This is a genomic window from Kribbella qitaiheensis, from assembly GCF_042657745.1.
In the GTDB taxonomy this organism is placed as follows: Bacteria; Actinomycetota; Actinomycetes; order Propionibacteriales; family Kribbellaceae; genus Kribbella; species Kribbella qitaiheensis.
Genome location: NZ_JBHSKE010000034.1, coordinates 349,636 through 375,265 on the forward strand (window position 1 = coordinate 349,636; position 25,630 = coordinate 375,265).

Here is a 25,630-nt window from a genome sequence, read left to right on the forward strand (position 1 = left end):
TCCGCCGCGGACAGCTGCACCTGAACTGTCGGGGACGGTCGCAACTGAGTCCGTCTCACCTTCCCGGGGAGCGCGAGATCGCTTCTCGGGAAGGAGGACAAGCTGCCAGGCAAGACAGCGCCGGGACCCGCATCACCGTTGTATATTGCTTCGCCAACTCCCCAGCGGGCGTCCAACGCCTACTCCCCGGCCACGGCCCGCTGATCGACGACCCGAGCGCCGTCCTCACCTTCCACCTGGATCCCCGCAAGGAGCGGCTGACCCAGGTCCGCGAGGCCGTTGCCGCCGGCCACACCACCCCGGAAGCCATCGTGGAGCACGTCTACGCCGACGTCCCCCACCCCCTCTGGCCCGCCGCCGAACGCTCAGTCCAAGCCCAACTCGCCTACTCCAGTCGCACTAGCCCCCGACGCCGACCTGCCCCCTCATCGGGGTCAACTCCCCCCGCTCGGCGGGGGTTAGCCCCTTCGGACGGGGTTCTCCCACTGCCCGCCCAGTGGGCGAACCCCGCGCCCGGGGGCCGAAGTACTCCGACTCGGCGGGTCAACTCCGCCCCGCTCGGCGGGGGTGGCTCCTCCGGACGGGGTTCGCCCACTGCCCGCCCAGTGGGCGAACCCCGCGCCACCGGGCGAACCCCGTGGGGCGGGGAGCGAAGTACTCCGTCTGCGCAGTATCTCGATCGACACACAGCCGCCGCACAGCCGCGGTACGGCGACCTCCCAGCCAGATGTCGATGCCTTGAGCAACGGTTTACCGCTGACAGTTAGTTGCCAATGGCGTCAACTTCCCGAGGATGGCCATAACCATCGCCGACCTGTCGGGGCCGGCCGTTTCCCTTCGGCTTGGGTTGTGAGGCGTGGCTTGAGTTGTGAGGCGTGGCCTGAGTTGTGAACCGTGATGGTTCGAGTGGTCGGACCGGTGGTCGCGGTGAGACCCGCTGCTTGCGCGTCAGCGGAGGCCTTCGATCACCGCCGGAGCCTCACCACCAGCAGTGCCAGTGGCAGTAGTGGTGGCAGTAGCCAAGAAGGTCGTGGAGCAGTTCGCCAAGCATGTCCGTCACCTCCGATCCGGTGATCCGATCGGCAATGACGCTAGCTGGCGCCGTAACGATATGTATCTAGTCAGCTACTCTTTGTGATTCAACCGCGAGCGAGCTTTAACTTCTTCGCAATGCTTGCCGCCTGCATCCAATTTGACGGCACCGGGACGTTTCTGGGAAGTAGCCGAGGGCAACCAGGAGCAGGCGGCGCGACCCGGCGAGCCGGTCCGGCGACCCGGCGTACGGACGTTTGGTAGGAAATTGACAACGTTTGCTGGTCCGCTGTTTAAAAGTCTTCACATACTCAGCTCCGAGTGCCAAGGTGTACCGGCACTGGCTGCACTGACCCCCCGCAAGGAGCCCCCCTGATGCGACGTATCTCGCGCTTGTCCCGGCTGGCCGTTCTCGGCACGGCCGCCACCGTCCTGCTGACCGGCTGTCTCGGGTCGTCGGACGCCGGCTCCGGTGACACCGACGCGAACCGTAACGCCGACGCCAAGAAGGTCGAGCTGGTGATCGGCGCCAACTCCGTGAAGGGCGGCAAGAACAGCGCCGGCGCGGAGTTCACCCAGGACGTGCTGATCCCGAAGTTCGTCGAGGCACAGAAGGCCAAGGGCGTCGACGTCACCGTGAAGTTCGAGGGTGACGGATCCGACGACGAGGTCTACAAGCAGAAGCTGGCGCTGAGCCTGTCGAACAAGGCCGGCCCGGACCTGATCAGCGTGGACGGCATCTGGGTCGGCGAGTTCGCCCAGGCCGGCTACATCAAGCCCCTCACCGACACCGTCGGCGACACAGCCAAGGTGGACGACTGGGACGGCTGGAAGCAGATCCCGGACTCCGTCCAGCAGCTCGGCATGTTCGAGGGCAAGCGGTACGGCGTCCCGGCTGGTTCGGACGGCCGGGTGCTCTACTTCAACAAGAAGCTCTTCCAGCAGGCCGGGCTCCCGGCCGACTGGCAGCCCAAGTCCTGGGACGAGATCATCAGCGCGGGCCAGGCCCTGAAGAAGCTGCAGGGCGTCACCCCGATCCAGATCAACGCCGGTACGGCGATGGGCGAGGCGACCACCATGCAGGGCATCCTGCCGCTGCTGGTGGGCACCGGTGCGACCATCAACACCGACGGCAAGTGGCTGGGCAACAGCCCGCAGATCCGGCAGGTGCTGGACTTCTACCAGCAGGTCTACGGCAGCGGCCTGGGCGACCCGGTGCTGCAGCGTGAGGCCAAGGGCCGGGACAAGTCGTTCGCCGAGTTCGCCGCGAACAAGATCGGCATCCTGCTCGAGGGCGACTACTTCTGGCGCAGCGTGGTGGAGCCGAAGGACGGCGTCGCCAAGATGGCGGATCGCGACACCGCGGTCGGCTACGCGCTCATCCCGGCCAGCAAGGCGGGCGGCGGCGTGAAGGGCCAGGACTTCGTCTCGATGTCCGGTGGCGGCGCGACCGCGATCAACCCGAACACCAAGTTCCCCCAGCAGGCCTGGGAGTTGCTGCAGTTCATGAACTCGGCCGAGATGGTCAAGGCATCCCTGAACGGCGCGGCCAAGATCACCCAGCGCACCGACGTCAACTCCGAGGTGCTGGCCGGCGACCCGATGCTGAACTTCATCGCGACCAAGGTGCTGCCGATCACGCAGTACCGGCCGGGCCTCGCGGAGTACCCGAAGATCTCTGCGGCCCTGCAGCAGGCCACGGCGGACGTGGTCGGCGGTAAGTCCACCGACGCCGCGGCGAAGAGCTACCAGACCGCCGTCGAGGCTGCTGCCGGCAGCAAGGACAAGGTCTCCAGCAACTGATGGCGACCACGACCGAACCCGCGCCGGTGCAACCGGCGCGGGTACGTGGTCCGGCCCAGGACGTCGCGGGGCTCGGGATCTCCCGGGCCCTCGGCTTCGTCGCGCCGGCCCTGTTGCTGATCGGTGCCTTCCTGGTCTTCCCGGCGGTCTGGACGATCTACATCGGCATCACGAACTACCGGTTGACCGGTGTCGAGGCCGTCTCCCCGTCGATCGTCGGGCTGTCGAACTACACCAAGGCCCTCAACGACGCGCTGTTCCACAACGCGCTCTGGCTGACCACGCTGTTCGTCCTCGGCTCGGCTGTCATCGGGCAGAACATCCTCGGCTTCGCGCTGGCGTGGACCATGCGCCGCGCCCGCCCGTTGGTCCGGCGTACGGTCGAGGCGTTGGTCCTGCTGGCCTGGATCCTGCCCTCGACGGTGGTCGCCTACCTGTGGATCGCGTTCTTCGACCGGGACACCGGCACGCTGAACAGCATTCTGGGGACGCAGGGCACGGCCTGGCTGATCGACTACCCGATGGCCTGCCTGGTGATCTTCAACACCTGGCGGGGTACGGCGTTCTCGATGATGCTCTACTCGTCCGCGCTGCAGGCGGTGCCGCCGTCGCAACTGGAGTCGGCCCGCATGTTCGGGGCGTCGGGCTGGCAGACTCTGCGGGACGTGGTGTTCCCGCACATCCGCGGTCACGTGCTCACGAACACGCTGCTGATCTCGCTGTGGACCGCGAACGACTTCTCGCCGTTCCTGCTCACCAAGGGCGGACCGAACCACGAGTCCGAGACGGTGCCGGTCTACATCTACAACGTCGCGCTGCAGGGCGGTGAGCTCGGCTACTCGTCGGCGATCTCGTTCCTGCTGCTGATCGCGAACCTGCTGGTAGCGCTGCTCTACCTGCGGCTGCTGAGGAGGCGCTCGTGACTCCGGCCTATGTGGTCCGCCGGATCGGCTTCTACGTCCTGATCTGCGCGATCACGCTGTTCTTCGCGGTACCGATGTTGTGGCTCGCGTCGGCTCCTTTCGACGCCTCCCCGGGTCTGGGGGTGCATTGGCCCGACTGGACGCTGGACAACTTCCGCGAGACGCTCGCGCATCCGTACGCGATGCACTCGATGCTGAACTCGCTGCTGATCTGCGTCACCACCGCCGTCGCCGTGACGGCCTTCGCCGCACTGGCCAGCTACGCGCTCTCGAGGGTCCGGCTCCCGGGCCGGGACGCGTTGCTTTACGGGCTGTTGCTGCTGTCGTCGGTGGTCACCGGTACTGCGGCGATGGTGCCGATCTTCGTGATGATGTTCCAGCTCGGGCTGATCGACTCGCGGTTCGGCGTCGCGCTGGTGATGACCGGTGGGCTGCTGCCGGCGGCGATCTTCATCCTGAAAGACTTCGTCGACGCGGTGCCGAAGTCGTACGAGGAGTCGGCGCGGGTGTTCGGCGCCTCGACCGGACAGATCCTGCGCGACGTGGTGCTGCCGGTCGCGCGGCCAGGCCTGGCGACCATCCTGGTCTGGGCATTCGTGAACTCGTGGGGCAATTTCCTGGTGCCCTTCCTGCTGATCCGGTCGATCGAGAAGCAGCCGGGCGCGGTACTGCTGCAGACCTTCACCGACGAGGGCGGCAGCGCCAACCTCTCGGTGATCCCGGTCTTCTCGCTGATGTTCTCGATCCCGGTCGTCCTGCTGTACCTGCTGGTGAACTCGCGTTACGGGTTCCGCTTCCATGGAGGGATCAAGAGCTGATGGCGGGCATCGACATCGAAGGCCTGGCGACCGTCTACCCGAACGGCGTCCGCGCCGTCGACGGGCTGGACCTGACCGTGGCCGACGGCGAGTTCTTCGCCCTGCTCGGTCCGTCCGGGTGCGGGAAGACGACGCTGCTGCGCACGATCGCGGGGCTGGAGCCCGCGAGCGAGGGCACCGTGCGGATCGACTCCGCGGACGTGACCCGCCTCGAACCGGGCAAGCGCGGTGTGGCGATGGTCTTCCAGGACTACGCCCTGTTCCCGCACATGACCGTGTCGGAGAACATCACCTACCCACTGAAGGTACGACGGGTCGCGGCCGCGACGCGTGCGGCGGTCGCGGAGCGGACCTCGGGTGCACTCTCCCTGCAGGGCTTACTCGAACGTAGGCCAGGGCAACTCTCCGGTGGTCAGCAGCAACGGGTCGCGCTGGCTCGGGCGATCGCGTCCGAGGGCAAGGTGCTGCTGCTCGACGAGCCGCTGTCCAACCTCGACGCGCGGTTGCGGCTGGAGGCCAGGACGTTCCTGAAGAAGCTGCAGAAGGACCTCGGCATCACCACGGTCTTCGTCACCCACGACCAGGCCGAGGCGCTCGCACTGGCCGACCGGATCGCCGTGATGCAGTCCGGCAAGCTCCGTCAGCTGGGCAGCCCGCGCGAGGTGTTCGCCCGGCCGGCGAACACCTTCGTGGCGAACTTCATCGGATCCACGCCGATGAATCTCCTGACTGGTTCGGTCACTTCCGGTGGCTCCGTGTCGATCGCCGGCGGATCGTTGCCCGCGGCTACTGGTTCCGTGCCGGTCGGTGCGGAGGTGACGGTCGGTGTGCGGCCGGAGTACCTGACGCTGTCGATCACGGACGTATCCGGTCCGTCGATCCGCGGCTCGGTGGTGGTCGCGGAGAACCTGGGGACGCAGTCCTTGGTCAGCGTCGAGTGCGACGGAACGCTGATCGGGGTCACGGTGCCGGAGGAGGACGAGCCGGCTCCGGGTGCGACTGTGGTGCTGACCGCTTCCGAGTCCCGGGTGCTGCTCTACGACCAGGAGTCGGGCGAACTGCTGGCTCGGCAACCTGCTCCGGTCGGTCGATGATCTGCTGATGGCTGTCACGACTTACCGACAACGGTGGACTCTCGACGACCGGGCGGCGTCGGTCTGGCATTCGCTGCCGGTCGACATCCCACCCGGCTGCGACGGCCTGTCCGTCACCCTGACCGTGCCTGCCGTCGAGGGCGCGGTGATCGACCTCGGCTGCGAAGGTGCTGGTGGTTGGCGCGGTTGGTCGGGAGGTGCTCGGCAGTCCTTCGCGATCACCCCGACCGCCGCCACTCCCGGCTACCTCGCCGGTGAACTCGAACCGGGTGTCTGGTGGGTCGTGGTCGGCCTGCACCGGGTGCCCATCGAGGGCGTCGAACTCGTGGTCGAGGCTGTCACCGGTCCGGTGTCGGTGATCCCGGGTCTTGCCGAGTACGCCGCGGCGACGGCTGCTGTCGGCGTACCGGCTCGTCCGCCGCGGCGGGAGCTTCCGGCCGCGGACGGGCTTCGGTGGGTGGCGGGTGATTTCCATGCGCACTCGTTGCACTCCGACGGCTCGACGCCGATCGCGAACCTTGCCGGTCTGGGGGTGTCGGCTGGGCTCGACGTCCTGGCGATCACCGACCACAACACCGAGGCACACCACCTGGAACTGCCTGGGTTGAGTCGCCAGTTCGGCATCGGGCTCATCCCGGGTCAGGAGGTGACGACCGAGTCGGGTCACGCGAATGCGTTCGGCGCCATCGGCGTGATCGACTTCCGCCGCCCGGCCTCGACCTGGGTCTCGGAGGTCGCCCTGCGCGGCGGCCTGCTCTCGATCAACCACCCGCTCGGCGGCGACTGCTCCTGGCGGCAACCACTGCCGGAACACCCCGCGCTGGCCGAGATCTGGCACTCCTCCTGGCTCGACCGTCGCTGGGGTGGACCGGTCGCCTGGTGGGAAGCGTGGGGTCTGTCGAACACCACCCCCATCGGCGGCAGCGACTGGCACAACCCCACCTCCCTGACCCCGCCCGGCACCCCGACCACCTGGATCGCCATCGACGCCGCCGCCGAAGGCCCCGACGAACTCCCCACCGCAGTACTGGAAGGCCTGGCCGCCGGGCGCACGGCCATCTCCGCCGACTACAACGCTCCCCTCGTCCTCCGCAACGCCAACGAGTTCGTGGTCCTGGACGCCCCCAACACCGTCCTCGTCACCCCAGAAGGCACCCGCCACGCCATCCGCACCACCCACGAAACCCTGCCCGCCCAGTCGCCAGGCGGCCACGTCCTCGTGGACCACACCGGCACCTTCATCTCCATCACCAACTAACCGCCCCACCCCCACGCACCGAGCCGAACAACCCGCCTGTACTGCGCCCTGTCGAACGCCCGGCGACCACCATCGACTTACTGAGTTGTTGTGATGGCAGGGGCGGGCTGGTGGTTCAGGATCTGGGTGGTTGGTGGGCGGGTCGCGATCTGGTCGCAATCTGGTAGAGATACCGCGTTGATGTGGACGGGGTGAGTTTCGGGGCTTCATGATCTGGAACCGAAGTCCTGTTCACTCCTCCCGGACGCACTTCCCCGGCGCCCGGACGGACACCCGGAGGCTCATTTGCCCGACCGCATCCGGCTGCTGCTGGTCGATGACCAGATCCTCAGCCGAGGCGTCCTCAGAAGCGGTCTGGAACGCGAACGGGATCTGGAGATCGTCGCCGAGCTCAAGCGCACCGACGACGTCGTGACCGCCGCCAAGCGGCACCGCGCGAACGTGGCACTGCTCGACGCCGGCGGTCCCGGGTACGACAGCATCAACGTCACCACCGAACTCCGTTCCTCGATGCCGGAGTGCCGCGTGGTCATGCTCACCACCTACGGCCGCCCCGTCCATCTCCGCCGCGGCCTCGAAGCGGGCGCGAAGGGCTTCGCCCTCAAAGGCAGCCCCGCGCCGCAACTCGCCGACGCCGTACGTCGCGTCCACCTCGGCCTCCGTGTCGTCGACGCGAACCTGGCCGCGGAGACTCTGCAGTACGCCGACACACCCCTGAACGAGGGCGAGACGCGAACCCTCCGCGCAGCCCGCGAAGGTGGTTCCGTCGCGCTCATGGCCAGGAAGCTCGACGTCTCCGAACGCGTGGTCCGGACCCGCCTCTGGTCCGCTATCGGCAAGACGGGGGCCCGGACCAGAGCCGACGCCATCTCCATTGCCGAACGCAACGGCTGGCTCCTCGACTGAACCCCGCCGGCCGCCCGCTCCTCGACTTACCCCGCCGACCACCACCCCCACTCCTCGACTGGTCCGCCGCCCGCGGGTTTCTCGACTGACCCGGCCCGCCGGCTCCTCGCCCTCGCGATGCGCCTGCGTTCCGTGCCCCGAGGAGGTGGAGACTGAAGGGGTGACGGGTGACGAAGGTCGACTGGTTGTGGTGGATGCCGCGAACGTGGTGGGGTCGCGGCCCGACGGGTGGTGGCGTGATCGTGCCGGCGCCGCGCGGAGACTGCTGCAGAAACTGACCGTTCTTCCGTTCCGGCTCGAGGAACCGGCCGAGGTGACTGTGGTGCTCGAGGGTGCGGCACGAGCCGCAATGAAGAGCGACCAGCCTGACCTTCGGGATCTGCGCGTGGTGTTGGCCGACGGATCCGGAGACGACGCGATCGTCGGGGTGGTGGCAGCGGCTGTCGAAGAGGACAACCACCGCCAGATCACCGTCGTCACCGCCGACCGCGGGCTCCGTGAGCGAGTCGAGGCCTACGGCGCCACCACAGTCGGCCCTCGCTGGCTCTGGGACCGCATCGAGTCGTAGTCGGTTCAAGGCCACTGCGTGGACTGGCGGGAGGCGTTCAGGGAGTGCCGATCGGGCCTGCTCGCGCAGGCCTGGTGAGGGTCGGTGTGCCGAGAGCGCCCAGCCGGAGTTGCACTCCGACCGCTACCGAGACGGCTTCACCTTCGACTCGCACCGTTTCAACTCCACCCGGTGATTGGTTGCGATCCGTCGTGCCGCCTCACATGGGTCGTCCCCCGACTGAAGGGCTTGGGCAGCACTCAAGCCGACCATCTCCGCGGCCGAGGCTGCTCGATGACTTCCTACCGAGATCCCCGCCCAGAGAACTCCTATCGCCCCCGCTCCGAGCAGCACCATCGCAACGCCGAGCGCCAAGATCGTCCCGCTGCCGCGTTCGTCTCTGCTCACTGCCCCATCACCCCCTGCTCCAGCCGGGTGCCGGGCTCGGTCTGGACTGTGGCCTCGGCTCTGACGGGGACCTCCAGGAGGCCTCCTACTACAGGCAAGCTGAGGTGGGGCTTCGAGGTGACGAGGACCTGGACCTCGGCGTCTTGCTGCGTGATGGTGATGGTGGAATCGGGTGGTGCGGCGCGTTGGCCCAGGTGCTGGGCTGATGCGAGGGGTTCGCCTCTGGCCGTTGCGCGAGCGGCGTCCCGGGCTGCGTCGATGCAGCGGATGTTGGCCGTTACCACGCCGACCATCGAGAGGCCGAGAATCATGACGCCCACCAGCACCGGCAGGAGGATCGCGACCTCGGCAGTCACCGTGCCGCGGTCACCCCGGCGCCGGCATACGCGGGCACGCTTGACAGGCCGGGCTCGGTCCGGCGTACGGGAGTTGGTCGAGTGGTCGGCTGTGGGCATGGCGTGGCTCCTCGAGGATCGTGGGTCCACCGCACCGGCCGCGGCGTTGAGGGGAATGCCGCGGCCGGAGCGAGGAGGGTGGTCAGATCTGGACGCCCTCGATACCGGCGGACTTGAGGGCGTAGTTGATGATTGCCTTGAGCAATGACATCACCGCGCTCGACTTGAGCAGCGCGATGAGGATGCCACTGAAACCACAGGCCGCCACGATGCTCACCGCGTACTCCGCGGTGGCGGCTCCTCGCTCGTCGGGGTTGCGGAAGCGGCGGACGGCTACCAGCGCCTTGGACATGTCGAACCTCCTGATCTGCCGCCGGCTGATCCGGACGGCTTACTAGAAAGGTGCCGTCGCCAAAGCCCTTGCAGAAAAGGAGTTTTCAACCTGGGGACAACTAGCGCCGACTGCCCATCGACGGCAGCCTCGCCAGCTGATCGGCGGAGAGCCGAAGCTGCGCGGCTGCCACGTTCTCGGTCAGATGCGCCTCTGACTTCGTGCCCGGGATGGGAACCACGACCGGCGAACGATGCGACAGCCAGGCCAGCGACACCTGAGCCGGAGTCGCGCCCAGTTCAGCCGCCACCTCCCTCAGTAGCGCAGAGGTCGCGTGACTGCCGTTGGCGATCGGAAGCCAAGGAATAAAGGCGATTCCCTCCTGAGTGCAGAAGTCGAGGACTGAGTCGTGCTCGCGGTCAGTCAGGTTGTAGCGGATCTGCACGCTGACCACGTCGATCATCCGGCGCGCTTGCTCCAACTGCTCCACAGTGACTTCGGACAAGCCGAGGTGCCGAACCTTGCCTTCCTGCTGAAGTTGTGCCAAAGCGCCAAGCTGATCCGCGAGAGGAACTGCGGGATCGATGCGATGCAGTTGCAGCAGGTCGATCCGCTCGATCTTCAGCCGTCGCAGTGACAGCTCAGCAGCTTGCCGTAGATACTCCGGGCGAGCTACCGGCTTCCACTCGCCCGGCGACGGGCGGGTGTGCCCGATCTTGGTCGCGATCACCAGCTCCTCGGCGTACGGATGTAGCGCTTCGGCGATCAGCTCCTCGTTGGCGCCAATGCCGTAAGCACCGGCAGTGTCGATGAAAGTGACGCCGAGCTCGACGGCTCGCCGCGCCACCTGGATCGCCTGAGTGCGGTCTGGTTCCGGCCGATAGCCCGTCAGCCGCATGGCGCCGAAGCGCGCACAGACCTTCCACCCGGAGTGGGCGCGTACGGCGAGGGACCGGATCACCCGGGCCGGGGGGCGAGCTCGAGTTGCTCTTCGACCTCATCGATCCAGATGTCTGGTACCTGGCAGACTTCCTCACGCCGGCGCCGCAAAGCGCAGTACCGGATCTCGCGACCGACCGGAGCGCGATCAGGCGGGTGTCGGCCGAGCGGGTCCGCGCCGATCTCGAGGTTCTCGCCTATGCGCGGACTCACCCCATCGGGTCGCTCGAGGAAGCGTCGGTACCGCGCCGGCTCCGATCGGCGCGAACGGAAGATCTGCCGACCGAGGCAGTTGCCGACCTCTATGCGGATCCGGCCGCAGGGATCAGTCCGTTGGCCGACCAGGTCGAGGCGTACTGGGAGTTGGCGATGCCTCCACACTGGGGACGGATCCGCGCGAGCTCGAAGGGAATGTGCTCTACCGCGGGCGGCGACTGGGGCAGGGCCTGCAGGTTTGTTCGAGGATCTCGCCGAGTCCGTCAGCTGGCGCGACGGGGCTCTGCACACATCAAGCAGAGCCGGTTCAAGGGAGTACGGAACCTCTCGGGTGAGGGGTTGTTGATGACGCCGTCCGCCTTCGTCTGGCCGATGGTGTACTCGAGCACGATCCCGCCCATGGCCTCGGCCGGCGTCAGCGCAGTACAGGGTCGGTCCCGGGCAGAGTTGCTGGCTCAGCTGGACACGCCTCGGTCAACTACCGACCTGGCCCGGCGTACGGGCCTGACAGCAGGTGGGGTGTCGCAGCACTGGCCGCGCCCCGATCGGGCGGCCTCGTCACTCCTCACCGGGTCGGGCGGGTAGTGCTCTACGCGCGGAGCTCCGTGGCGGAGGCCCTGCACGAGGCCGCCGATCAACCCGAATCTCGTTAGCGAGCTTCCAGGATCGCCAGATCCCGTACTGCGAAGCGGTGGTGCTCGCACTCTTCATCCATGACCACAGCGAGGCATTCCCAGACCGGGCGGTCCTCCTCGGGGTAGCCGGGCGCTGGGGTGCGGGTACAGGTGCGGCCGAGCTCGGCGTCGGTGAGGTCGGCGAGGATTCCGCGGACCACGGACATGCGGTCGGCGCGCGCTTCCATCACCTCGTCGTACGTCGGGCGCGCGTCGACCTCCATGCCGAGTGCGGCCGCGTCCGTGGGGTTGTAGGCGGTCTGTGGGAGGGCCAGTCGGTGGTACGGCAGTTCCTGGTCGAGGATCGTCCGGCTGACCCAGGAGTCGGTGATGAAGACAAGGTGGCGCATCGTCTCGACGAAGGACCACTCGTCGTCGATCCGTTCCTGACGGGCGGCTTCGGGCAGGCGTTCGGCTCGGGCGATCGTGGCGGACCAGAGGCCCTCGACGGTGTCCCACATGGCGCGGAAGTCGTCGGCTGTGCGCACCTGCTCCAACTGCACCCGCTCGGGGTGCTGCCGCGCGAACTCGGTGGCGACGTACTCGGTGACGTCCACGCCGTTGATGACGAAGTTGTCGATGTAGCCGGAGATGTCGACGCCCACGAGCCACGAGTCGACGATCTTGACCTGACTCAGGTCGCAGTCGACGAACCTCGCACCGCTGAGGTCGGTGACGGTGAACTTCGCGCCCCGGAACGCGTCGGGCTGGTCGTCGGCGTGATACCCGGCCGACCACCGGTGGGGACCGTACTGAGCTGCCATCGCGCCATTCTCACGGATACGCCGACCGGCGACAACAGCCCCGGACAACTTTCGCCAAGTCTTGCAGCCTGAGGGTTTGTTGCTTCAGGCAAAGAGGTCGAGGATGCCGGCGAGGGAGCCGGCGATGGTGGGGACGACGCCGAGGACCACGAAGGCGGGGAGAAAGCAGAGGCCCAGTGGTACGACGGAACGGGACTCGACCGCTCGGGCCTGTTCTTCGGCTGCCCAGCGGCGAGCCTGACGGGTGTCATCGGCTTGACGTTCGAGGGTCTTGGCGAGAGGTGCGCCTGAACGGAGGGCTCGTTGGGTCGTTCGGGCGAAGGTGGCGCAGGCTGGTTCGGCGAGGAGGCAGGACCAGGCGTCGATGGGGTCGGCGCCGAGGTTGAGGTGGTGCTCGACTTCCTTGAAGAGGTTGGCCAGTGGGCCGCCTAGAGCAGTGCCGACTATGCCGATTGCGGCCTGTGGTGGACGGCCGGCTCGCAGGCAAGCGGCAAGGAGGTCAACTGCCAACGGTAGTTCCGCGACAATGCGAGCTGTGCGCTGGCGAGCTGCGGCTGGTTCCAGGCGGCTGAGGGCGACCGGAAGGCCGACGAAGGCAACGGGCGCGAGCAGCAGTCCCCACGGAATTCCTAGCAGCAGAAGCAGCCCTGCCGACACTGCTGTTGCCGCCGCCCGATGCATCCGGCGGGTCCTGGGCGGCACTTGCTTCGCGCTGAGGAGGCCCGGCAGTTGCCAGCCGGAGAGGACCGTACGCCGCCTGCTGAGCCGACGAGGTCCCGGACGGCCAGGCAAGAGGAAGGCGATTGCGACTGCCGCCGCAAGCGCCGGCACTAGCAGGCTTGGCTCTCGCATTGATCGGGGCTCCAAAGAACAAGTCGATGCTGGACAGGCTGAGCTGGGTAGGTGGGGTCGGAGGAGGAAGGTCAGGGAGTGGCTTTGGTGGTGAGGGTGGTGGTCCAGTGGAGGCCCAGGGCGGTCAGGAGGATGCCGGTGAGGAGGCAGAGGTAGCCGAGCGGGGTGGTCAGGAGGAAGGCGAGGGGGTGGGCTCCGATGGCGTAGCCGAGGGCCGTGCCGAAGAGGGGGAGAGCGGCTAGGAGGCGGGCGGTCGCTCGGGTGCCGGCCAGGTTGACGGTGATTTGGCGGCGGATCGCTTCGTCGGCTCGGAGGGAGTCAGCTAGGCGCTCGGTGATCAGGGCGAAGGCCGCGCCGGACTGTTCGGCTACTCGCCAGGCGGCTGAGAGGGCCTTCAAGCCTTCTGATCCTGGAGATTCCGCGGCTAGCTCCAGGGCGGCTGGTACGTCGCCGCCCAGCTTGGCGGCGGCTGAGGCGACTTGTAGGTCTGGGCAGATGGTGGCGGCGGCTTCCAGGGCGTCGGCGGGTGGGCGGCCGGCGGTGAGGTCGGCGGAGAGGATGTCGCACGCTTCGATGACTGCCGCTCGTCTGCCGGTGGCGGCTCGTTCGCGGACTTGCCGTGAGCGTTGGGTCAGGACCAGGACGACGACTGCGGCGATGGCGGCCGTCGAGATGACGATCGATGGTCCCGCCGATGCGGCCAAGAAGATGCCTATAGCAACCAAGGCTGCGAGGAAGGCCAACCGCCGACCGGCAGTGCGGGCGAGGTCGGGCGCGCCGATCGAGAGCACCTTGCGACGTTCGATCACGCTGTCGCCGAGGGCGTCGGGCTTGGGAGTCGCAGTCAAGCGGTGGATGCCTCGGGTGGGGTTGGAGAAGGTGGCCACGGCAGCTAGGAAGGCCAGCAGACTGGCGACCGCTGTCATCAGACTGCCCCAGGGAGGACGCTGGGTCGGGCTGTCGTCACGCTGCTCCGGCGAGGAGGTTGGGGTTGTGGAGTTTCAGGGTGTTGTCGGGGAGGAACTCGACGGCGGGGACGGTCGTGGCGTGGCCGTTGGGAAGGCGGGTGATTGTGCGGATCTCGGCGACCCGGCGTTGGCCGCTGGGGGTGCGGATGAGGTGGATCACTGCTTGCAGGGCAGACGAGATCTGGCTGTGCAAGGCGTCGCGAGTCAGGCCGGCCAGGGCGCCCAGAGCTTCCAGGCGGGCTGGTACGTCGGACGCCGAATTCGCGTGGACCGTGCCGCAGCCACCTTCGTGGCCGGTGTTCAAGGCGCCGAGGAGGTCGACCACCTCGGCGCCTCGGACCTCGCCGACCACCAGGCGATCAGGACGCATTCGCAAGGCCTGGCGGACCAAATCTCGCAAGGTGATTTCGCCGGTGCCTTCGACATTGGGCGGACGCGCTTCCAGGCGGACCACGTGCGGGTGTTCGGGCCGGAGCTCGCTGGCGTCCTCCACCAGGACCAGCCGTTCGGAAGTGCTCACCAAGGAAAGCAGGGAGTTCAACAAGGTTGTCTTGCCAGTGCCGGTGCCTCCACTGATCAAGAAGGCGAGTCGGGCATCCAGCAAGTCCCGCAGCACGCCAACACCTGCAGGAGGAAGTGACCCGCAGGCAACGAGGTCATCCAGGCCGAAGACCTTGCGTGACGGGACACGCAGAGACAGGCAAGTCCCTGGCGCTGCTACCGGTGAGAGGACGGCGTGGAAGCGAGTCCCGTCAGCGAGGCGGACGTCTACGTAGGGAGTGGCGTCGTCCAGGCGGCGGCCGGCTGCAGCCGCGAGGCGGGTGGCCAGACGTCTGACGGCTGATTCGTCGCCGGTGCGGAGGGTGATGCGTTCGAGGCCGGAGCCGCGGTCGACGTAGACCTCGTTCGGGCCGTTGACGAGGATGTCGGTGATTCCTGGTTCCGAGAGGAGCCCGTCGAGTGGACCCGCACCGAGGGCCTCACGCCGGAGGGCAGCGACGACAGCGAGCACGGTGGAGTCGCCGAAGACCGCGCCATCCACTCGGAGTGCGGCGGCGACCCGCGCCGGGGTCGGCTCGGATCCCTGTGCAGCAAGGGTTCCGCGGACTCGCTCGAGGAGATCGGCCGGGACATTCGCCCCGCCATCGAGCCGCTTCATGCTGCCATCAATCCGTAGAGCCCGAAGAGGTCGAGCAGCTCCGAGGCAGCTCGACCGAGGGCTCCCCGAGGCCGCGGATCGAAGCGGCCCTGATCCATCACTGTCGGCAGGTCTTTCTCGACACTCAACTTCGCCGCCAGTGGTAGCGACAGGTGGTCCGCGACATCGATCGCTGATAGGCCGTTCAGGCCAGGCTCGCGCGCGACGACTCGCAAATCGCTGGCGACCTCGCGAAGCGGCGCGACCACCCGAGCCGCCGCGGCGCAGGATCGTACGTCGCGAGGCACCACCACCAGCGTGGCGGTCGCGCGGACAAACGCCTCCTCAGCGGCGGGATCAGGTCGGCGAGGAAGATCCACGACGACCAGATCGCTACTGCGCTGGGCCGCGCCAAGCACGGAACGCATCGCCTCGGGCGGCAACGCAGCGACATCGCCTCGATCCCACGACAGCACGGCAAGTCCGTCGATCAGCGGTAGCGCGGAACGGAGAGCCGACGCGCTCACCCGGCCCGCCGCGTTGAGCAGCCCAGGCCATCGCGTCCCGAGACCGCTCTCGCTTCCCAGGACGAGATCGATCCCACCACCCAGTGGATCCCCATCGATCAGCATCGTCCGGAGACCACGCCTGCTCGACGTCACCGCGACCGCCGATGCCAAGGTCGTCGCCCCTGCTCCCCCACACCCACCGACGAAGGCGAGGGTGATGGCAGTGCGGACACCGCCGTCCAGAGCGTCCGCGAACTTGTCGCCCAGAGCGCCCTCGGTGTCGGGCAACAGGAACACTCCCTCGGCGCCGATCGAGAGCGCGCGCCGATAGACCTCGCCGTCGTCGGCATCCACCCCGGCCACGACGACACCTGAGCGGCGTACCGGTTGGGTGCGGCCGAGGGGCTCGACCAGGTCCTGGCCGACGACCACGAGCGAGGTGGACTGCCAGTTGCGGCGCAGGCCCAGCAGATCGCGCTCCACTCGCGGCACCACCTCGGCCGCTGCGGCGAGCCGCAGGAGGTCGTCGAGCAACAGTTCGTCGGCGGTGGCCAGTAGGACGGCCGAGCCCGGCCCAGCCGCAGCGGACGGCGACCAGGAGGGCGGCGAGGATGACGGGGAGGAAGGTGGCGGCGAAGGCGAAGAGGAATTGTTGTCCATGCAGTAGAAAGTGCCGTTGTTTCGAGCCCGAGCGGCAACGAGCCCGATCCCTGTGGAGAACTGTCGGATATCCGTCAGGTGCGGCAATCCGCCATCGCGACCCGGCGACCTCAGCGCGGTGAAGGGCTACGGTTCGTTTCGAAGCGTCCTTAACTAAGTTTCTTCCGGAACGCTCCGAACCGTCCACTCGTGGACACCAGCTGGACAACCGTGCACTGCTCAGCTCCTACCGGAGGACCGCCCAGATGAGTCGAATGCGCACCCTCGCCGCAGCGGCCGGAGTCGCCGCCACCGCCCTGATCGCCGTCGCCGGCATCTCCGTGGCCGCCGGCCCACCAGACCAAGTCCAAGCCGCGCCCGCAGCCACCAGCGGTGGCGTGAAGACGGCCTACTTCACCCAGTGGGGCATCTACCAGAACGCGTTCTACCCGAAGAACCTGATCACCACCGGGGTCGCGAGCAAGCTCGACTTCCTCAACTACGCGTTCGCGAACATCCACCCGACCAGCCACACCTGCTTCATGGCCAACCAGGCCGCCTCGCAGGACGAGAGCAACCCGAACGCCGGTGACGGCGCGGGCGACGCGTTCGCGGACTACGGCAAGTCGTACGGCGCGGACATCAGCGTCGACGGCGTCGGTGACGTCTGGAACCAGCCGATCCAGGGCAACTTCAACCAGCTGAGGAAGCTGAAGGCCAAGCAGCCGAACCTCAAGATCCTGATCTCGATCGGCGGCTGGACCTACTCGAAGTACTTCTCCGACGCGGCCTCCACCGACGCCAAGCGCAAAGCCCTGGTCACCTCCTGCGTGAACATGTTCATCAAGGGCGACCTGCCGGTGATGGACGGCTTCGGCGGTCCCGGTACCGCGGCCGGCATCTTCGACGGCATCGACATCGACTGGGAGTACCCGGGCTCGCCGGGTGGTCACACCGGCAACCACTACAGCCCCGCCGACAAGCAGAACTTCACCCTGCTGCTCGCCGAGTTCCGCCGCCAGCTCGACGCCTTCGGCAGTGGCGCCGGCAAGAAGATGTGGCTGACCGCGGCGACGCCGGCCGGGCAGGACAAGATCAAGACGATCGAGACCGACAAGATCGGCCAGTACCTCGACTACAACAACGTGATGACGTACGACATGCACGGCGGTTTCGAACCCACCGGGCCGACCAACTTCCAGGACCCGCTCTACCAGGCCCCGAACGACCCCAGCAACCCGATCCCGCCGGGCACGGCCAAGTACTCCGTCGACGGCGCCGTGAAGGCGTGGACCACCGGCGACCCGGCGTACGGGATCCCCGGCGGCTTCCCGGCGAACAAGCTGACCATCGGATATCCCTTCTACTACAGGGGATGGAAGGGCGTGCCGGCCACGGCCAACGGCAAGTACCAGACGGCCACCGCCCCGGCCGACGGCCATGCGCTGAGCGGCAACGTGCCCGGCGTCTCCTTCTACAAGGAGCTCACCGGTTTCGTCGACAACCCGTCCTCCACGTACTTCGACGATGCCAGCAAGTCGTCCTGGTTCTACAGCAACGGCACCTTCTGGACCGGTGACAACGCCAGGTCGATCAAGGAGAAGGCCGACTACGGGCACTGCAAGGGCCTGGCCGGCGCGATGATGTACTCCCTCGAGGCACTGGACCCGGGCGTCACGCTTTTCAACGCGGTCGTCAACTCGGTCAACGCGGAAACCCCTGGCTGCAGCGGTCCCCCCACCACCCCGCCGACGACGCCCCCGACGACGCCCCCGACCACCCCGCCCACAACTTTCCCGACGACTCCTCCCACGACACCCCCGACCACGCCGCCGACCACCCCGCCGACGGCGACCCCGTGGGCGCCCAACACGGCGTACGCGACCGGCTCGCTGGTGTCCTACAACGGCGTCACCTACCGGTGCATCCAGGGCCACACCTCGCTGACCGGCTGGGAACCGCCGAACGTCCCCGCGCTCTGGGGACGGGTCTGATCACGTACCGCCCACTGATCGGAGCAACATGAAACGCAAGCACATGACGGTCGCGCTGGCCGCGATCGCAGCAGTAGTGGCATCCGTCCTCATCGCACCCGCGGCCCAGGCCGCACCGGTGAGCGCTGCCTTCACCAAGGTGTCCGACTGGGGTAGCGGCTTCGAGGGCAAGGTGACCGTCACCAACGGCACCACCAGCCCGCTCAGCACCTGGTCGATCGCACTGGACTTCCCGTCCGGCTACACGATCAGCAGTTCCTGGGACGCCCAGCGGACCAGCAGCGGCCTCACCCACACCTTCACTCCGCCCAGCTGGGCCGGACCGCTCGCACCCGGCGCCAGCGTCACCTTCGGCTTCAACGGCAACCCGGGCAACTTCTCGGGCATCGCCGCCTGCCGCTTGAACGGCGGCTCCTGCAGTGGCGGTGGAGGCGGCACAGTGCCCGGTGCGCCTAGCGGACTCACCGGTACTTCGACCGCCTCGTCCGTGAGCCTCTCCTGGTCGGCAGCGAGTGGAGCCACCAGCTACAACGTCTACCGCAACGGTACGAAGGTGGGCACCCCGACCGGTACGTCGTACACGGACTCCGGGCTGACCGCGAACACGGCGTACAGCTACCAGGTCAGCGGCTCCAACAGTGCGGGTGAAGGCGCCAAGAGCGGCTCCATCTCCGTCACTACCAAGACAGGTGGCGGCGGCGACCCCGTCGGCACCCGCCGGGCCGCGCCGTACCTCTACATGGGCTGGGGCGATCCGCCGAACCCGGCGACGGTGATGAACGCCACCGGTATCAAGTGGTTCACGATGGCCTTCATCCTATCGTCCGGCGGCTGCAACCCGGCCTGGGACGGGGCACGTCCTCTGCAGGGCAGCGCCGACGCCAACGCCATCGCGGCGATCCGCGCGGCCGGCGGCGACATCGTGCCGTCGATCGGTGGCTGGAGCGGCAACAAGCTCGGCCCGAACTGCAGCACGCCGGAAGCACTGGCGGGCGCGTACCAGCAGGTGATCAACGCCTACAACCTGAAGGCGATCGACATCGACATCGAGAACTCCGACGAGTTCGAGAACGAGGCCGTCCAGGACCGCATCCTGAACGCGCTGAAGATCGTCAAGCAGAACAACTCCGGCATCCAGACGATCCTCACCTTCGGCACCTCGACCACCGGCCCGAACTACTACGGCAACCGGCTGATCGAGCGGTCCGCGGCACTCGGCGCGAACATCGACATCTTCACGCTGATGCCGTTCGACTTCGGCAGCGGCAACATCTACAACGACACGGTCGGCGCGTCCCAGGGCCTGAACAACAAGCTGAAAGCAACCTTCGGCTGGACCACCGCGCAGGCCTACGCCCACCAGGGCATCTCCGGCATGAACGGCCTGTCCGACCAGCAGGAGCTGACCACCACGGCGACCTGGCAGAACATCACCAACTGGGCCAAGAGCAACGGACTCGGCCGGCTGGCGTTCTGGTCGGTGAACCGTGACCGCGGCTGCGCCGGTGGCGGCGTGGTCTCCAACTGCAGCGGTATCGCCCAGCCCGACTGGGAGTTCACCCGCATCACCGCCGGCTTCTGACCGGCACGGCGGGCGGGGACCCCGAGTCCCCGCCCGCCGTCGCCCTCCGCTCCGGACCCGACCATCGCGAACCACCAGTACTGCGATGCGCGCCCTGCCGGACGTGGTCAGCTCGGCAATGCCTGCACGAAGGAGCGGAAGCGTTCGGCTGCCGGGGAGAGCTCTCCTCGCAACCGCCAACTGAGGCCGATGTCACGGCGTGCGTCGACGCCCTCCAGGTTCACCAGAGTCGCGCCGCTGTCGGGATTGCGGACCGCACCGGCCGGAAGGATGGCGACGCCGAGACCGGCCCCGACCAGGCGATCGATCGTCGTGAGGTCGGTCGACTCGAAGGCGACCTGTGGACTGAAGCCGGCAGCCCGGCACAGGTCGTCCGTGACGCGGCGAAACCCGAAGTCCGAGCGGACAGCCACGAACGGTTCACCGGCGGCCTCCGATAGGCTGACGCGTTCCATCCCCGCCAACGGATGGCCGGCCGGAACATAGAGACACAGCCGCTGACGCTCCAGCAGATGCCAGCCGAACGTGTCCCGCGGCGGCCGCGGCCCGGTGATGGCGAGCTCAGCTTCCCCTGACTCCAGGTCACGAACGATGTCGTGAGACGGCTCCTCCCGCAACGCGAAGCGAACTCGGGGCGCGGTCGAGCGGAACGCCTTCAGCAGATCGGGCACCACCCCGGTGGCAACGGAGTGCAGGAAGGCGAGCCGCACAGTCCCGGCGTCAGGATCGAGCAGAGCGTCGATCCGCTGACGGGCGGTATCGAACGCCGCCGTGCTCGACCGAGCCGCCTCGAGCACGACCCGGCCGTAGGGATTGAGCCGCAGCCCTCGGTGCTCACGCTCGAACAGCCGGGCGCCGAAGGCATCCTCGACCCGGCGGAGCGCTCGCGACAACGTCGGCTGGCTGGTCCCGAGCGTGGCGGCCGCATCCGTCAGGTGCTCGGTTTCCGCAAGCACCACGAACCATCGCAGGTCTTCGACATGCATACGTGAATCGTATCGATCACCGCCGATCCCGACATTTTACGTATGTCAGGACATCTGGCACCGTCGGACGCATGCAGACACTGCCGGAGGCGACAGCCGTGCAGACCGGCTACCGCCCAGGTGAGGCCGGCTACCGCAGACTCTCAGTGGCACTGTTCGCCGCGGGCCTGGCGACCTTCGCCATGCTCTACAGCACCCAGCCACTCCTGCCCGAGTTGGCCCGCGTCTTCCGGGTCTCTCCCAGCCAGAGCGCTTTCAGCGTCTCCCTGGCCACACTCGGCCTGGGACTGGCATTGCTCGTCGCCGGCCCTGTCTCAGAGGTCCTCGGCCGCACCAAGCTGATGCGCTGGTCCGTGGCAGTAGCAGCAGCCATTGCCGTGCTCTGCACCGTTGCTCCCAACTGGACGACCCTTCTGGCACTGCGAGGTGTCCAGGGGATCGCACTGGCCGGGTTGCCGGCTGTGGCCATGGCCTATCTCCGGGAAGAGGTCCACGCCGACAGCCACGCCCGAGCGAGCGGCCTCTACATCGCCGGAACGGCAGTGGGCGGTATGACCGGTCGCCTCGTGGCCGGCGGGCTCGCTGACCTCGGCGGCTGGCGTGCCGCGCTCGGTGGTATCGCCCTGCTCGGCGTGACCTGCGCAGTACTCGTGGTCTTCCTTCTGCCGGAATCCCGGAACTTCACCCGGGCAACACCGAACCGGCAGACCATCAGAGTCCTCAAAGACCCCGCACTGCTCGCCCTCTACGGCATAGCCGCCACAGCCATGGGAGCGTTCGTCGCCATCTACAACGCGACCGGCTTCCGACTAGCGGGAGCGCCGTACGGGCTGGGGCCCGGGTTGGCAGGGCTCGTCTTCGCTGTCTATCTAGTGGGGTCGGCGTCCTCGGCGACGGCGGGTCGGCTGGCCGACAACTTCGGCCGCCGCGCGGTCGTGCCGATCGGATGCCTGGTGACGCTGGCAGGGGTCGCGATCACTCTCGCCGAGCCGTTGCCCATCGTGATCCTCGGCCTGGCGGTGATGACAGCCGGCTTCTTCGCGGTCCACGGCGTTGCGAGCGGTTGGGTCGCGGCGCGCGCCCACGCGGGTGGCGGAGGTACCGGCCAAGCCGCGAGCCTCTACCTATTCGCCTACTACCTCGGCTCCTCGGTCTTCGGCGGCCTCGCCGGTACTGCGTGGACGCACGCCGCCTGGCCGGGCGTCGCCGCAGAGGCGGGTGCCCTTCTCCTGGTCACCCTGGTTCTGGCTTTCCTGCTGCGCCGGGTTCCGAGCCGAGCAGTCGACAACCCCTCCCAGCAGGGGGCAACTTCCCGACCGAGCGCGTCTTCCCAGCCGAGTGCGAAACTGGCCGGGTGACGAAAGCAACCGAAGCAGCGGACGCACTCGGCCTGGCCTACGAGGTCACCAAGCACGGCCGGGTGAACTCGCTCGAGGAGGCGGCGGCCGCCCGCGGGATCGAACCGGCCAAGCTGATCAAGACCATCGTCGTGCGGCTCTCCGACGACGACTACCGGTTCGTCCTCGTCCCCGGCGACCGTGAGATCGCCTGGCCGAAGCTCCGCACGCTGCTGGGCGTCAACCGCATCTCGATGCCCGACGCCAACACCGCCCTCGACGTGACCGGCTACGTCCGCGGCACGATCACCCCGCTCGGCAGCACCAACGCCTGGCCGGTGATCGCCGACGAGCGGATCACCGGAACCATCTCGATCGGCGGCGGCGACCACGGCGTCGGCATGACCGTGGACGCCCAGTCCCTGACCAAGGCCCTCAACGCCACAGTCGCGGACGTCACCGAGTAAGGTTCTCGAGCGCCTCGGCTGCCAGTACCCGCGGGTCGCCGCCGAGCGCCAGGAAGAAGAACTGCCGTCCGCCTGTGGTGGCGCGCTCACCCCAGGCGACCACCTCGTGCAGCAGACTGGCTGCCCCCTGGTGGTCCACCTTCGAGCGCAGCGCGCCCGCGAGACCCACTCGCGCCAGTGCCGCGAACCAGCCGGCTCCGCCCGCCTCGGCGGCCATGATCGCTTCGCGGCAGGCGCCCTCCGCCGCTGCCTGATCGCCGTCGAGCAGAGCGGTCCGGCCAAGCTGGACCAAGGCGAACGCGACGTAGTGGTTGAGCTGCGTGTGACGGGCTGTGAGGACGGCTCGTTCGGCCTCCGCGCGAGCGGTCGCGACATCGCCTCTGAGCTCTGCGACCCGGCTGCACAACAGGTACGCCCAGCAGCGAAACGGCTCATAGCCGATCAATGCCGCCCGGCTGAGTACTTCGTGACTCGCCTTGTCCAGCTCGTCCAGATCGCCCGTGCGGAGCGCGCGAACACAGGTGACCAGGTCGTTCGCGGCGACGTACCAGTGATCGCCCTTCGCATCCATCACCGCCCTCGCTTCGGCAAGCAGAACGGTGGCGCGCTGATGATCGCCTGCGACCTCCAACGTCAGCCCGATCGACTGCTTGGACCACGCAGTGCTCCATGCATCCATTGACTCCGTGGTGAGCGCGAGCGCCTGCTCGCCCGCGGCGACGGCGTTCTCCAGATCGAACTGTTGGCCGGCCAGGTAGCAGACCACGGTCAACGCCCGGGCGCGCAGCGAGGGCCGCACGTGACCAGTCGATCCGCGAAGCGCGGCGTCGATCCACTCACGTCCGACCGTATGACGGTCGCTGCCCGACCAGAACCACCACAGAGCGCCAGCGATCCGCAGTGAGTCCTCGAATGCCCCGCTCGAGATAGCACTTTGGTGCGCAGCCTGGAGGTTGCCGAACTCCGACTCCAGCCGGATCTGCCACGTCCGGTAGTCCTTCGACATCAGCCCGGCCTCGGCGTCCTCGGCCAGCGCGACGAAGTAGTTGCGATGCGCCCGGCGAGCCTCCGTCAGAAGACCGGCCACCTGAAGCTGTTCGCGGCCGTAGAAGCGGACTGTCTCGAGCATGTCGTAGCGCCCACTCAGCTGCCCGGCCCCCTGCGGAACGACAAGTGACTTGTCGACGAGCAGGCTGAGGAGATCCAGGGTGCCGGCCGGATCGATGCCGCCGACGCGAGCGAGCGCCATGGCGGCCTCGATCGAGCAACCACCCTCGAAGACGGAGAGGAGATCGAAGAGTGTTCGCTCCCGCTCGTCCAGCAGGTCGTAGCTCCAATCGATCGTCGCCCGGAGCGAGTGGTGACGCGCCAGAGACGTCCGGCCGGGGGACACGAGCAGTGTGAAGCGGTTGCTGAGCTCCGTGGCGATGTAAGTCACCGGTAGCGCCTTGGTCCGGGCGGCGGCCAGCTCGATGGCGAGAGGAAGCCCGTCGAGGTGACGACACAGATCGGCGACCGTCGCCGTGTTGTCGGCAGTGAGCTCGAAGGCGCTCACCCGCCGAGCCCGGTCCTCGAACAGTCGGACGGATTCCGTTGCGGCCAGCGTCGCGGGGTCGTCGACGTCCGCAGCGGGAACGGTGAGCGGCGGCACGAGCCAGTGAATCTCGCCCACGATGCCGAGCGGTTCGCGGCTGGTGGCCAGGAGGTGGAGCCGTGGGCATGCCGACAGCACCAGTTGCGCCCACTCGGTGACGCTCGACAGCAGATGCTCACAGTTGTCCACGACAAGCAGCAGTTGGCGGGGTCGCAGGTACTCGAGGAGGCCGGCACCGGCCGAAGCGGGCCCTTCATCCGCGCTGGCCGACAGCCGGCCGGCGGTACCGCCCGCGAGTGCGGAGGCGATGGCCTGCGGTACGGCAGCTGCATCGGCGAGCGGTTCCAGCTCGACCATCCACGCGCCGTCGGCGAAGTCGTCGCGAAGGGCGGACGCGGCCTCGATCGCGAGGCGCGTCTTGCCGGAGCCGGCAGCACCGGTGAGCGTGACCAGCCGGTGCTCGCCGACCGCCCGCCGTACCTGGGTCAGCTGGGTTTCTCGTCCGACGAAGCTCGTGAGCGGGATCGGCAGTCTCCCCTGGACGACCGGCGTGGCTAGGGCCGGTGAGCCGTCGACCGGCGACCAGTTCAGCTCGGGGTCGTGCCGCAGCACCGCTGCCTCCAGTTCACGCAACTCAGGTCCAGGCTCGATACCCAGTTCCTCGGCCAGCAGCGCCCTGGCCTGCTGGAAGGCCGCGAGCGCATCGGCCTGCCGCCCGCAGCGATAGAGCGCCACCATCAGGTGCGCCCAGAGCCTCTCCCGATAGGGATGCTCCCGTACCGACGACTCGAGCTCGCCGACAACCTCGCGGTGGTGGCCGAGTCGTAGATCGGCATCGACCCGGTCCTCGAGCACGTCCAGCCGCAGCTGTTCGAGCCGGACCGCATCGGCGCGCGCCCAGTCTCGGTCGAACTCCTCCAGAGCTGGACCACGCCACAGTTGTTCCGCCCGTCGGAGTACTGCGGAGGCAGCGCGGATGTCACCCAGCCGCAGCTCAGCTCGACCCTCGGTAGCGAGGCGTTCGAACCGGACGGCGTCGACGTCCTCCGGCGAGATGTTCAGCACGTAGGTCGGGCCCTGACTCGTGACCGCCTCCCGGCCGAGTGCCTTGCGCAGGCGTGACACCTGGTGCTGCAGCGTGTTGCGCGCGTCCAAGGCCGACTCCGAACCCCAGACCGCATCAACCAGCGTTTCGACCGGCACCGGCCGGGCGGCGTTCAGCGCCAGGATGGCGAGCACGGCACGCTGCTTGGTCCCGGCGACCGCAACGGCCGTCCCGTCGGCGTCCTCGACCTGGATCGGCCCGAGCAGCTTCACCCTCACGGCATTTCACGCTGCTACGGACACGCCGCCTCGTCAATCCCGCGTGCGGCAGCGCCATGGCAGCGCCGCGGCAGCGCTCGGCCCCGCGGCGGGAGTCCGGTGGCAGAGCCCCCGCGCAACCTGCGGTCGAAAG

At 67.9% G+C, this 25,630-nt stretch carries 25 protein-coding genes; 13 read left to right on the forward strand and 12 right to left on the reverse strand.

Annotated features, from left to right (window positions below):
• Nucleotides 1-179: 179 nt before the first annotated feature.
• Nucleotides 180-341, reverse strand: coding sequence for a hypothetical protein (locus tag ACFPJ1_RS24205; RefSeq protein ID WP_380107378.1), 162 nt, complete (start codon nucleotides 339-341; stop codon nucleotides 180-182).
• Between ACFPJ1_RS24205 and ACFPJ1_RS24210 the strand changes: the two genes are divergently transcribed.
• From ACFPJ1_RS24210 to ACFPJ1_RS24245, 8 genes are all read left to right on the forward strand, one after another.
• Nucleotides 312-767, forward strand: a complete 456-nt coding sequence (locus ACFPJ1_RS24210) for a hypothetical protein (protein ID WP_380107218.1) — start codon at nucleotides 312-314, stop codon at nucleotides 765-767. The two genes, ACFPJ1_RS24205 and ACFPJ1_RS24210, sit on opposite strands and share 30 nt — an antisense overlap.
• A gap of 640 nt (nucleotides 768-1,407) precedes the next feature.
• Nucleotides 1,408-2,835: an extracellular solute-binding protein gene (locus tag ACFPJ1_RS24215; RefSeq protein WP_380107219.1), complete on the forward strand. Its 1,428-nt coding sequence runs from the start codon at nucleotides 1,408-1,410 to the stop codon at nucleotides 2,833-2,835.
• Nucleotides 2,835-3,758, forward strand: coding sequence for a carbohydrate ABC transporter permease (locus ACFPJ1_RS24220; RefSeq protein ID WP_380107221.1), 924 nt, complete (start codon nucleotides 2,835-2,837; stop codon nucleotides 3,756-3,758). The genes ACFPJ1_RS24215 and ACFPJ1_RS24220 overlap by 1 nt, the downstream gene beginning before the upstream one ends.
• Complete coding sequence (locus ACFPJ1_RS24225) at nucleotides 3,755-4,576, forward strand: carbohydrate ABC transporter permease (protein ID WP_380107223.1); 822 nt, start codon at nucleotides 3,755-3,757, stop codon at nucleotides 4,574-4,576. Before ACFPJ1_RS24220 ends, ACFPJ1_RS24225 begins: the two co-directional genes overlap by 4 nt.
• Nucleotides 4,576-5,670 (forward strand): ABC transporter ATP-binding protein, encoded by a 1,095-nt coding sequence (locus tag ACFPJ1_RS24230; RefSeq protein WP_380107224.1) that lies wholly within the window; start codon nucleotides 4,576-4,578, stop codon nucleotides 5,668-5,670. Before ACFPJ1_RS24225 ends, ACFPJ1_RS24230 begins: the two co-directional genes overlap by 1 nt.
• 7 nt (nucleotides 5,671-5,677) lie before the next feature.
• Nucleotides 5,678-6,928, forward strand: coding sequence for a CehA/McbA family metallohydrolase (locus ACFPJ1_RS24235; protein WP_380107226.1), 1,251 nt, complete (start codon nucleotides 5,678-5,680; stop codon nucleotides 6,926-6,928).
• 285 nt (nucleotides 6,929-7,213) lie between these two features.
• Nucleotides 7,214-7,834 (forward strand): response regulator, encoded by a 621-nt coding sequence (locus tag ACFPJ1_RS24240; RefSeq protein ID WP_380107227.1) that lies wholly within the window; start codon nucleotides 7,214-7,216, stop codon nucleotides 7,832-7,834.
• A gap of 145 nt (nucleotides 7,835-7,979) precedes the next feature.
• Nucleotides 7,980-8,402: an NYN domain-containing protein gene (locus tag ACFPJ1_RS24245; RefSeq protein WP_380107229.1), complete on the forward strand. Its 423-nt coding sequence runs from the start codon at nucleotides 7,980-7,982 to the stop codon at nucleotides 8,400-8,402.
• Between the two features lie 123 nt (nucleotides 8,403-8,525).
• Here ACFPJ1_RS24245 and ACFPJ1_RS24250 read toward each other — a convergent pair whose 3' ends face one another.
• The 4 genes from ACFPJ1_RS24250 to ACFPJ1_RS24265 form a co-directional block, all read right to left on the reverse strand.
• The gene (locus ACFPJ1_RS24250) at nucleotides 8,526-8,789 is read right to left on the reverse strand and encodes an Rv3654c family TadE-like protein (RefSeq protein WP_380107231.1); all 264 of its coding nucleotides are present in this window, start codon (nucleotides 8,787-8,789) and stop codon (nucleotides 8,526-8,528) included.
• Nucleotides 8,786-9,244, reverse strand: coding sequence for a TadE family type IV pilus minor pilin (locus tag ACFPJ1_RS24255; protein ID WP_380107233.1), 459 nt, complete (start codon nucleotides 9,242-9,244; stop codon nucleotides 8,786-8,788). Before ACFPJ1_RS24255 ends, ACFPJ1_RS24250 begins: the two co-directional genes overlap by 4 nt.
• Before the next feature lie 82 nt (nucleotides 9,245-9,326).
• Nucleotides 9,327-9,536, reverse strand: coding sequence for a DUF4244 domain-containing protein (locus tag ACFPJ1_RS24260; protein WP_380107234.1), 210 nt, complete (start codon nucleotides 9,534-9,536; stop codon nucleotides 9,327-9,329).
• 100 nt (nucleotides 9,537-9,636) lie between these two features.
• Nucleotides 9,637-10,413 carry an aldo/keto reductase gene (locus ACFPJ1_RS24265; protein ID WP_380107237.1) on the reverse strand — a complete coding sequence of 259 codons (777 nt, stop codon included), beginning with the start codon at nucleotides 10,411-10,413 and terminating at the stop codon, nucleotides 9,637-9,639.
• Between the two features lie 86 nt (nucleotides 10,414-10,499).
• Between ACFPJ1_RS24265 and ACFPJ1_RS24270 the strand changes: the two genes are divergently transcribed.
• Entirely contained in the window at nucleotides 10,500-11,255 is a 756-nt protein-coding gene (locus tag ACFPJ1_RS24270; protein WP_380107238.1) for a hypothetical protein, read from the forward strand.
• Between the two features lie 64 nt (nucleotides 11,256-11,319).
• Here the strand turns inward: ACFPJ1_RS24270 and ACFPJ1_RS24275 are convergent, their stop codons facing one another.
• The 5 genes from ACFPJ1_RS24275 to ssd form a co-directional block, all read right to left on the reverse strand.
• Entirely contained in the window at nucleotides 11,320-12,108 is a 789-nt protein-coding gene (locus ACFPJ1_RS24275) for a DinB family protein (protein WP_380107240.1), read from the reverse strand.
• A gap of 84 nt (nucleotides 12,109-12,192) precedes the next feature.
• Complete coding sequence (locus tag ACFPJ1_RS24280; RefSeq protein WP_380107242.1) at nucleotides 12,193-12,618, reverse strand: type II secretion system F family protein; 426 nt, start codon at nucleotides 12,616-12,618, stop codon at nucleotides 12,193-12,195.
• A gap of 413 nt (nucleotides 12,619-13,031) precedes the next feature.
• Entirely contained in the window at nucleotides 13,032-13,886 is an 855-nt protein-coding gene (locus ACFPJ1_RS24285) for a type II secretion system F family protein (protein ID WP_380107244.1), read from the reverse strand.
• 37 nt (nucleotides 13,887-13,923) lie between these two features.
• On the reverse strand, nucleotides 13,924-15,087 hold the full coding sequence (locus ACFPJ1_RS24290; protein ID WP_380107246.1) for a TadA family conjugal transfer-associated ATPase: 1,164 nt from the start codon (nucleotides 15,085-15,087) through the stop codon (nucleotides 13,924-13,926).
• Complete coding sequence (gene ssd, locus ACFPJ1_RS24295) at nucleotides 15,084-16,235, reverse strand: septum site-determining protein Ssd (RefSeq protein ID WP_380107248.1); 1,152 nt, start codon at nucleotides 16,233-16,235, stop codon at nucleotides 15,084-15,086. Before ssd ends, ACFPJ1_RS24290 begins: the two co-directional genes overlap by 4 nt.
• Before the next feature lie 245 nt (nucleotides 16,236-16,480).
• Between ssd and ACFPJ1_RS24300 the strand changes: the two genes are divergently transcribed.
• Entirely contained in the window at nucleotides 16,481-18,208 is a 1,728-nt protein-coding gene (locus ACFPJ1_RS24300) for a glycosyl hydrolase family 18 protein (RefSeq protein WP_380107250.1), read from the forward strand.
• Nucleotides 18,209-18,236: 28 nt separating this feature from the next.
• On the forward strand, nucleotides 18,237-19,790 hold the full coding sequence (locus tag ACFPJ1_RS24305) for a glycoside hydrolase family 18 protein (protein WP_380107252.1): 1,554 nt from the start codon (nucleotides 18,237-18,239) through the stop codon (nucleotides 19,788-19,790).
• A 107-nt stretch (nucleotides 19,791-19,897) separates the two neighbouring features.
• On the opposite strand, the gene ACFPJ1_RS24310 is transcribed toward ACFPJ1_RS24305, so the two are convergent.
• Entirely contained in the window at nucleotides 19,898-20,776 is an 879-nt protein-coding gene (locus tag ACFPJ1_RS24310) for a LysR family transcriptional regulator (protein ID WP_380107254.1), read from the reverse strand.
• Nucleotides 20,777-20,778: 2 nt separating this feature from the next.
• Here ACFPJ1_RS24310 and ACFPJ1_RS24315 point away from each other — a divergent pair, with 2 nt between their 5' ends.
• Together ACFPJ1_RS24315 and ACFPJ1_RS24320 are read left to right on the forward strand one after the other, a co-directional pair.
• Nucleotides 20,779-22,134, forward strand: coding sequence for an MFS transporter (locus ACFPJ1_RS24315; protein WP_380107256.1), 1,356 nt, complete (start codon nucleotides 20,779-20,781; stop codon nucleotides 22,132-22,134).
• Complete coding sequence (locus ACFPJ1_RS24320) at nucleotides 22,131-22,580, forward strand: aminoacyl-tRNA deacylase (protein WP_380107258.1); 450 nt, start codon at nucleotides 22,131-22,133, stop codon at nucleotides 22,578-22,580. The genes ACFPJ1_RS24315 and ACFPJ1_RS24320 overlap by 4 nt, the downstream gene beginning before the upstream one ends.
• Here the strand turns inward: ACFPJ1_RS24320 and ACFPJ1_RS24325 are convergent.
• On the reverse strand, nucleotides 22,570-25,497 hold the full coding sequence (locus ACFPJ1_RS24325) for an AfsR/SARP family transcriptional regulator (RefSeq protein ID WP_380107259.1): 2,928 nt from the start codon (nucleotides 25,495-25,497) through the stop codon (nucleotides 22,570-22,572). The genes ACFPJ1_RS24320 and ACFPJ1_RS24325 overlap by 11 nt on opposite strands.
• Between the last annotated feature and the right edge of the window lie 133 nt (nucleotides 25,498-25,630).